The sequence below is a fragment of the Halapricum sp. CBA1109 genome (assembly GCF_009741825.1).
In the GTDB taxonomy this organism is placed as follows: domain Archaea; phylum Halobacteriota; class Halobacteria; order Halobacteriales; family Haloarculaceae; genus Halapricum.
Window position 1 is genome coordinate 1 of the sequence record NZ_WPCA01000134.1, and the last position, 7,334, is coordinate 7,334.

Genomic DNA, 7,334 nt, shown 5'->3' on the forward strand with positions numbered 1-7,334 from the left:
GGCGGTCGAGAACGACCGACAAGAAACACTAGCAACGGAACGTCTCGTCGTCTATCGGGTCGGCGACGACGCCGTCCGCTCGCGCGGCGACGCGGGCGTGGGCCGCACAGACGAGTCGATTGTCGGCCCACGGGACGTGGAGTTCGACGGCCACCGGGCGCTCACAGCCGTCCTCGGCGCAGTCGGTCATACCGGCCGTAGGCGGGCCACGGTGACAGGCGTTTCGTCAGAGAAGGTAGACGAAAAGCACCGTCAGTAGAATCGAGGCTGTCAACAGCCCCTGCACCACGGCCGACGCGAGGACGCCGGCGGTGGTGTAGAGGGCCCGCCGGAGGCTCTTCCCGGTCTCCCCTTCCTCGGCGTAGGTGGCGACGAACACCGTCCCGGCGATGCCGACGATCAGGCCCAGCGGTCCGCCGAGTACCATCCCGACCAGTCCGACGACGCCGGCGACGGCGCTGACGAGCGTCGACGTACCGCTGGCCTTGGCGGCGGCCGCACCGCCGAACCAGTCCACCGCGAGCGCCAGCACGCCGACGGCGACGAGCGCGACCAACAGGAAGGGTCCGAGGTCGTCTGTCACCCACCAGAAGACGAGGACGCCCGCGACAGACAGCGGCGCGCCGGGCACCGCCGGCAGGATGCTCCCGACGACGCCGGCGACGAGGAGGGCGAACGCGACGAGCAGGGGAAACGACCCGACGATAGCGTCGACGGTCATCGCTCGAAGCGCTCCAGTTCCTCCCGGGCGGTCTGTGTGCCGTACCGCTCGACCAGCGTCTCGATTGCCGTACCGAGGGCCTGCATACACGTCCGTTCGGAGGGGTACCCCAAATCGTCTGCGACCGATTCCCACGGGCGGCGCTGGAGACACCGCAGGACGAGCAGTCGCTCGGTTCGCGGTTCCAGTGCCGGGCCGTCGTCGTCTGTGAGTGCGTACAGCGAGAGGCGGGCGAACGGCTCCGGGGCCGTGTCGAACAGGCCGGCCCCGTGGGGCGTCCCGGCGAGGAGTCGCCACGCCGGCCCCGAGAGGTCCGGAACCGACCCGGCCAGTAGCCCGGACAGCGTCGCCCGAACCACGTCTGGGTCGAGGTCCGACAGTGCGCCGGCGAGACTGCTCGGCAGTCGCTCGCGGAACCACTCGACGTGACGGGAGAGTAGGTCATCGCCCGCCTCGAGAGCGGCCGCAACATCAGCACCGAGTGCTCGCCGCTGCGGTCGTTCCGCGTCGTCGAGACGTGGACCGGCCGGTAGCCGTTCGCCGCCCAGAACGCGACTAACGGCGGCGTCGCCCCGTAGCCGACGCCGAGCCAGTCGTACGTCCCGGCCGCCTCGTCCTCGACGGCCGACAGAAGCGCCGACCCGAGGCCGCGCGAGCGGACCGCGGGGTGGGTGGCGATGCGGAGGACCCGCCAGCCGACCGGGACGCCTGCCGCCTCGTCCCGTAGCTGTGTCGTCAGCACGTCCGGGAGCATGTTCCCCCGGACCCGCTCGCCCTCGTACATCCGGGCACGCAGGTCGGCGTCGAGGCCGCCCTCCCGCGCCAACAGCGCCACCGAGACGACGTGACCGTCGTGGACGAGCGCCCGGACGGCGACGTTCGGGGCGTCCAGCAACCGCGCGAGGTCGTTCGGTTCCGTCCGGTAGTGTGCGAGCACCAGCAAGCCGAACGTCTCCCTGAGCAGGTGCTCGTCGGCCAGCAAGTCCGCGGCATCGAGGCGGCGGTACGTCGCCGTCTCGGGAGTCGCGTCCTCGACGACCTGCTCGACCGCCGGGCGGGCGTCGAGCAACAGCGCCCGCGTCGCCCACACCTCGACCGGGTCGCCGGCCGCGTAGCGGATCGGTTCGGTCATCGTCAACTGTTCCACGTCGCGGTCGCTCTCGGCGAGACGGTCCGCAAAGCGCACCGAGAACCCCCGGCCGGCACCCTCGTAGCCGTGGATGGTCGTCGTGAATGCCACCGCCGGCGCGTCGAGGAAGGCGAGGAGTAGCCTGACCGGCAGCGCCGCCGCCTCGTCCACGACGACGGCATCGGGGTCACCCGGCATCTCGGCGGCCTCGACGGGCGGCGCGTACCGGACGTACCCGCTCGATTCGAGGCGCTGGGGCGTCGCCTCGTCGTCGACGCCGTCGAGAGCGCCGAGCGTCGACAGCAGTTCCCGCGCCCGTTCGAACACCTCGGCGGCGCGGCCGTACTGCGGTGCGGTGACGAGGACATCCTCGCCCGCGGCGGCGAGACTCCCCGCCGCGAGGCCGGCGGCGCTGGATTTCCCTCGGCCCCTGTCGGCGTCGACGACCACCGTTCCGCCGGGGGACGCCAGCGCTTCGAGCGCCGAGAGGGCGTCCATCTGGTCGTCGGTCAGGCAGGCCTCGTAGGCGGCCGTCGGAAACTCCGTGTCGGCCGGCGGCGGCGAGCGCTCCCGCGGCGGCCCGGCCGGTCGGTCGACGATTCCGGAGGTCCCCACGTCGCCGCTGTCGGCGTCGACGACGGCGATACCGCGGTGGGCCTCCAGCAGTCGGACGAGCCGTCGCCGGAAGTTCCCCGCCACGTCCTCGACATCGAACGGCGGGACGGCCAGCGTCTCGTCGAAGGCGTCACGCTCGTCCGGCCAGCGGTCAAGCGGCGGCGCCAGCAGGACGACGAGGCCGCCGCCGTCGACGGCACCGACGGCTTGGCCCAGCGCGTTCGGTCGGAGGGAGTCGTGGGCGTCGTAGACGACGGCCGAGAGCGTGCGGCCGAGGAGCTTGTGGGCCTGCCGCTCGGGGACGGACTCGACGGGGAGGGCGTCGGTGCCGACGGCGACGGCGTTCGAGCGGTCGAGGGCCGCCGATTCGATGGCCTCGGCGGCGCGCTCGCGGGTCGCCGTTGCCCCGCCGGTCAGGACGAGCAGGCGGCGCTGGTCGGACCGTTCGGCGTCCGCGTGGAGCCGACGCGCGACGTTCATACCCGAGGACACGACGGCGGTCAGCAAGGATGTGGCGGTTCTCCCGCTGGTGTTTTGCCCTCGGGGGCCGGAGGATGATGGTATGGACGAACGGGTACGCGAGCACGCCGAGACGCTGGTCGAGTGGAGCGCGCGCATCGAACGCGGGGACGACGTGGTCGTCGTCGTCGGCGAGGGGGCCCACGACTTGGCGGTCGCTACTGCCGAGAAGTTGGGCGAGCGCGGGGCGAACCTCCTCAGCACCTACCGCTCGGAGGAGATACAGCGCGCCTACCTCTCGGCCCACGACGGCGAGTTCACCGACGACCCCGAGTACGAACTCGCGCTGTACGAGAACGCCGATAGCGTCCTCATACTCGGCGGCCAGCGCAACACCGCAGCGACGGCCGACGTACCCGGCGACAGACAGAGCGCGCACAGCCGGTCCCGGGAGGCCATCCGCGAGGCGCGCCTCGCCACCGACTGGGTGTCGACGGTCCATCCGACGCGCGCACTGGCCCAGCAGGCCGGGATGAGCTACCCGGCCTATCAGGACCTCGTCTACGGGGCTGTCCTCCGGGACTGGGAGGAACTGGCCGGGGAGATGGCTCAACTGAAGGATATCCTCGACGCCGGGAGCGAGGTCCACATTGAGGGCGAGGGCACCGACCTCACGATGTCCATCGCTGGGCGCTCGGCGGTCAACAGCGCGGCTTCGGTGGCCTACGACTCCCACAATCTTCCGAGCGGCGAGGTGTTCACCGCGCCCGCCGACACCGAGGGCGTCGTCACCTTCGACGTGCCGATGACGATTCGGGGCAAGCGCGTCCGGGACGTGAGACTGGAGTTTTCCGAGGGGGAGGTCGTCGACTACGCGGCCGCCCAAAACGAGGGCGTCGTCGGCGACGTGCTGTCGACGGACGCCGGCGCGAAGCGTCTGGGTGAACTCGGCGTCGGGATGAACCGCGGCATCGACCGGCCGACGGACTCGATACTGTTCGACGAGAAGATGGCCGGCACCGTCCACCTCGCGCTCGGCCGGGCGTACGACGCCTGCCTGCCCGAGGGCGAGGCCGGCAACGACAGCGCCGTCCACGTCGACCTCATCAGGAATATGGGCGAGGGGTCGCGGCTGGTCGTCGACGGCGAGGTAGTCCAGCGCGACGGCCGGTTCCGCTGGGAAGACGGGTTCACTGGACCCGCGTGAGGTCGTGAATCACGTCGGCGACTTGTTTCATCGTATCGTCGTCTAGCTGTGCGACGCGTTTCGTTATCTCCTCGTCGGGGAAGACGTGGAGCGACCACGGGCTGACGTAGCTCGGATCGGTCTTGAGCGTCCCTTCGGTGAGCGTGTCGGCGGTCACTCGGACCGCGGTCGGCCGCTCGGTAGAGGTGATCACTGCGACGGTGTAGCGGTCCCCGTAAAACGGTCGTTCGGCGTTTGAGACGACGAGGTACGGCCGCAGCCCCTCTCTGAACGTGGCCGGTGCGATGACGACACTCCCCTGAGCGTACGCCATTCTCAGGCGTTCTCTCCGAGGTCGGTCGCCGATTGGGCCCACTCGTCGTCGTCCCCGTACGCGTCGTCACCGTACTGGTCCTTGATGCTGGCGAGGCTCACGACGTTGGCCGCTCGTGACCCGGCCACGTCGTCGGCCACGGCCCAGTACCCGTCCACGTTCCGAACGAGGCCTTTCTCCCGGAGTCGCGAGAGCGTCTTGTAGATACTGTTGTGGGGCACGGCCGTCAGTTCGGACAGTTCCTTGGGCGTGAAGCCGAGGTCGGGGTGTGCTGCGAGCGCGTCGAACAGCTCGTGCTCGTTCGTCCCCGGCGTCACGGCCGGACTCGTGTCGTTGTCCGAGTCGAGGTGAATCGGCATTCGTCAGTCTATGTCAGCGTTTGTCTGTGTTCGTCATAAGCGTTGCTCCGGAGATCGACGAGGCCCGGGACATTCAACTACCGCGAGCCCGGAGGAGAGCGTATGGAACAGGGGGACCCGCTCGGCGACGAGCGAACCGACGACCAGCGGTGGGTCTCGGCCGGTCCGGGCGACGGCTCGCTCCCGCGGACGGAGGCCATCAAGGACGAGCGCGTCCGCCGCTGGGACGTCGACACGCCCGGCGCGACGCTCATCGGCCGGGCCGAGGACCCCGGATCTGACCTCCCGGACCGCCTCCGCCGCCTCCACGACGAACAACACCCCGCGATGGAGGGCCACAGCGAGCGGATGCACCGGCTGGACAAACTCCGGATCAGCCACGCAATCGCCTCCCATCTCGACCTGACGCCGTGGGAGCGAGACTGCGTGATGGGCATCATGCGCGAACTCGACCTCACCGAGTTCGGGAGCCAACGCGCTATCCCCACCGTCGCGCTCGTCGTCGTCCAGTACGTCGTCGACCGGGAGCGCCAGCGCCAACTCGGTCTGCACGACCCCGACCGACTCGCGGACCTCTCGCCCGACGATATGGAACGGCTGTACGACCTCTTTACCTCTATCACCGACGAGGAGGCCTACCGGACGCTCTTAGAGAGCCAAGGGCTGACGATTACGAACGTCAACCGCCTCGACAGGGTGTTGAAAGACCAACTGGAGGAACGTGACCTGACGGGCGCTGTCCTCGGCCGCAGGCCCAACAGCGACCCGCACCTCTCGCCGTTGTCCCGTCGGACCTCCGAGGACTGAGTTTCTGTCCGACCACCACGCCGTGCGGCGCAACGCGCTCATCACGCTGTACAAGCGCGGCGACCCCGACGTCTTCGAGCACGCTGTCTCGCTGGTCGAGGACGACAGCGACCGCGTCCGGGAATGGGCTGCCATCGTCCTCGGGCGGGTCGACACCGACCGCGCCCGCCCGGAACTGCGCCACCTTGCCGCCGACGATTCCGATGTCGTCGCACGCGCGGCCCAGTCCGCACTGGAGGACGGGGCCGAGGACAGCGGACAGGGGCCGGCACCGCGCTCGGCCCGCTTCGACCAGCCACCGGCCTCTAGGCGAAAGTGACCTGTCGCTGGCGGCCCTTCCACCGACTGTGATCGACCGCTCCGCCGTCGTGTTGGCTGGTGGGTTCAGCACGCGCTACGGCGAGACCGACAAGACGCTGGCCGAAATCGACGGTCGGCCGATGATCGCTCACGCCGTCCGAGCGCTCCGCCCGGTCGTCGACGACATCGTCGTCAGTTGTCGGGAGAGTCAGCTATCGTCGTTCCGTGACGCGCTGGACGGCGTCCGGTATCGGCCAGACGAGACCCCTGACCAGGGGCCGCTCGCTGGGCTCTCGGACGCCCTCGGCGGCGTCGAAGGGGACACACTCGCGCTCACGACGGCTGATATGCCCCGCGTGCCCGCGGCGCTATACCGCGAGTGCTTCGACCGACGCGAGTGGAGTCGAGCGACGCCGTCGCTATCGTCGACGAGGGCTATCGCCGGCCCGTACCGGCGGTGTTCCGAACCGCGCCGCTGCGGGCGGCCGTCCGGGAGCGTCGAGCGGCCGGCGACCGGCGGTTGCGGTCGGTGTTCGAAGGGATGGCTGTCGAGACGGTTTCGGCGGCGGAGATACGGGAGAACTACGGGGAGCGGAGTCTGATGGACGTGAACACGGCTCACGACAGGGTTGAGATCGACCGGGACTGACGGCGGATCTACTGTAGTTCGGTGCCGCCGTGGGCCCCGGTCGGCGGTTGCCAGTTGGCGTACAGCGAGTAGGCCATGATGGCGAACCCGGCGGCGGTGAACAGGCTCTGGATGCTGACGCCCGCGGCGAAGCCGACGCCGAACAACTGGTGGAGTACGCCGGCGACCAGCGCACCGACGGTGATGAACCCGAGTCCGGCAGCGAGCGCTCCCAGCGCGGTCGCGCCCGTCCGGCGGTACGCCCGCCCGGCGAGCAGGGTGACGAGGCCACCGCAGATCAGTGTGATGGAGTTCGTCGCGACGACGAACGTTTCGAGGAGTGGAGTCATGGGCGCATATGGTACCGTTGGACACGATGTGATATATAAAATACACCGCCTTACCAGCCGATGGGAACGGGGTTCGCCGGCACATACTTTAGTGGATTCCGTCCGTGAGACTCAGTATGCCGATAGCGCGCCACGGGGACGGGGTCACTGCGGCGCTGCGCGCACTCGCCTCCCAGATCCATCCTGTCTTTATGCTCCCGCCGGTCGCCGCCTCGCTGTTCGGGGCGACCCTCGCCGGACAGTTCTCGGTCGGTCTCGCGTTGCTCCACGCCAGCGCCGCGTTCTCCGCGCTGTACACCGCCCACGTCAAGGACGGCTACGTCGACTTCTTCGGGCGCGAGGAGGACGACGACCACCCGCTGACGGCCGCCGGATGCCGCATCGCTATGGCCCTGTCGACGGCCGTCTTCGCCGCCTGCACGATCGCCATCGGCGTCCTCGTCGGC

9 protein-coding genes and 3 pseudogenes are annotated in these 7,334 nt (G+C 69.6%); 6 read left to right on the forward strand and 6 right to left on the reverse strand.

What is annotated here, in order from left to right; genetic code table 11:
* Positions 1 to 28: 28 nt before the first annotated feature.
* From GJ629_RS16355 to tmcA, 3 genes and pseudogenes are all read right to left on the reverse strand, one after another.
* Positions 29 to 190, reverse strand: coding sequence for a hypothetical protein (locus tag GJ629_RS16355; RefSeq protein ID WP_197428598.1), 162 nt, complete (start codon positions 188 to 190; stop codon positions 29 to 31).
* 36 nt (positions 191 to 226) lie between these two features.
* Positions 227 to 721: a DUF456 domain-containing protein gene (locus tag GJ629_RS12910; RefSeq protein ID WP_157513419.1), complete on the reverse strand. Its 495-nt coding sequence runs from the start codon at positions 719 to 721 to the stop codon at positions 227 to 229.
* Positions 718 to 2,945 (reverse strand): annotated as a pseudogene (gene tmcA / locus GJ629_RS12915) (tRNA(Met) cytidine acetyltransferase TmcA). The gene GJ629_RS12910 and the pseudogene tmcA overlap by 4 nt, the downstream one beginning before the upstream one ends.
* An 82-nt stretch (positions 2,946 to 3,027) precedes the next feature.
* Between tmcA and GJ629_RS12920 the strand changes: the two are divergent.
* The gene (locus GJ629_RS12920; protein WP_157513420.1) at positions 3,028 to 4,131 is read left to right on the forward strand and encodes an aminopeptidase; all 1,104 of its coding nucleotides are present in this window, start codon (positions 3,028 to 3,030) and stop codon (positions 4,129 to 4,131) included.
* Here the strand turns inward: GJ629_RS12920 and GJ629_RS12925 are convergent.
* Positions 4,115 to 4,444, reverse strand: coding sequence for a type II toxin-antitoxin system PemK/MazF family toxin (locus GJ629_RS12925; protein ID WP_157513421.1), 330 nt, complete (start codon positions 4,442 to 4,444; stop codon positions 4,115 to 4,117). The two genes, GJ629_RS12920 and GJ629_RS12925, sit on opposite strands and share 17 nt — an antisense overlap.
* Positions 4,445 to 4,446: 2 nt before the next feature.
* Entirely contained in the window at positions 4,447 to 4,803 is a 357-nt protein-coding gene (locus GJ629_RS12930) for a helix-turn-helix domain-containing protein (RefSeq protein WP_157513422.1), read from the reverse strand.
* Positions 4,804 to 4,905: 102 nt separating this feature from the next.
* Between GJ629_RS12930 and GJ629_RS12935 the strand changes: the two genes are divergently transcribed.
* From GJ629_RS12935 to GJ629_RS17220, 4 genes and pseudogenes are all read left to right on the forward strand, one after another.
* Positions 4,906 to 5,610 carry a DNA-directed RNA polymerase subunit epsilon gene (locus GJ629_RS12935; protein WP_157513423.1) on the forward strand — a complete coding sequence of 235 codons (705 nt, stop codon included), beginning with the start codon at positions 4,906 to 4,908 and terminating at the stop codon, positions 5,608 to 5,610.
* A gap of 4 nt (positions 5,611 to 5,614) precedes the next feature.
* A complete protein-coding gene (locus GJ629_RS12940) occupies positions 5,615 to 5,929 on the forward strand; it encodes a HEAT repeat domain-containing protein (RefSeq protein ID WP_255475236.1) in 315 nt (104 codons plus the stop codon).
* Positions 5,814 to 6,248: pseudogene (locus GJ629_RS18075) on the forward strand (NTP transferase domain-containing protein); the annotation flags it as partial. The gene GJ629_RS12940 and the pseudogene GJ629_RS18075, both read left to right, overlap by 116 nt.
* Positions 6,249 to 6,307: 59 nt before the next feature.
* On the forward strand, positions 6,308 to 6,559 hold the full coding sequence (locus GJ629_RS17220) for a hypothetical protein (RefSeq protein WP_231754621.1): 252 nt from the start codon (positions 6,308 to 6,310) through the stop codon (positions 6,557 to 6,559).
* Between the two features lie 8 nt (positions 6,560 to 6,567).
* Here GJ629_RS17220 and GJ629_RS12950 read toward each other — a convergent pair whose 3' ends face one another.
* Positions 6,568 to 6,888: a hypothetical protein gene (locus GJ629_RS12950; protein WP_157513426.1), complete on the reverse strand. Its 321-nt coding sequence runs from the start codon at positions 6,886 to 6,888 to the stop codon at positions 6,568 to 6,570.
* 116 nt (positions 6,889 to 7,004) lie between these two features.
* Here GJ629_RS12950 and GJ629_RS12955 point away from each other — a divergent pair.
* Positions 7,005 to 7,334, forward strand: a pseudogene (locus tag GJ629_RS12955) (ubiquinone biosynthesis protein UbiA); the annotation flags it as partial.

What these genes read in the sequence shown, in the direction of transcription:
- GJ629_RS12950 (WP_157513426.1), bottom strand. Translation starts at nt 6,888, where the DNA reads ATGACTCCACTCCTCGAAACGTTCGTCGTCGCGACGAACTCCATCACA.
- GJ629_RS16355 (WP_197428598.1), bottom strand. Translation starts at nt 190, where the DNA reads ATGACCGACTGCGCCGAGGACGGCTGTGAGCGCCCGGTGGCCGTCGAA.
- GJ629_RS12925 (WP_157513421.1), bottom strand. Translation starts at nt 4,444, where the DNA reads ATGGCGTACGCTCAGGGGAGTGTCGTCATCGCACCGGCCACGTTCAGA.
- GJ629_RS12910 (WP_157513419.1), bottom strand. Translation starts at nt 721, where the DNA reads ATGACCGTCGACGCTATCGTCGGGTCGTTTCCCCTGCTCGTCGCGTTC.
- GJ629_RS12935 (WP_157513423.1), top strand. Translation starts at nt 4,906, where the DNA reads ATGGAACAGGGGGACCCGCTCGGCGACGAGCGAACCGACGACCAGCGG.
- GJ629_RS12920 (WP_157513420.1), top strand. Translation starts at nt 3,028, where the DNA reads ATGGACGAACGGGTACGCGAGCACGCCGAGACGCTGGTCGAGTGGAGC.
- GJ629_RS12930 (WP_157513422.1), bottom strand. Translation starts at nt 4,803, where the DNA reads ATGCCGATTCACCTCGACTCGGACAACGACACGAGTCCGGCCGTGACG.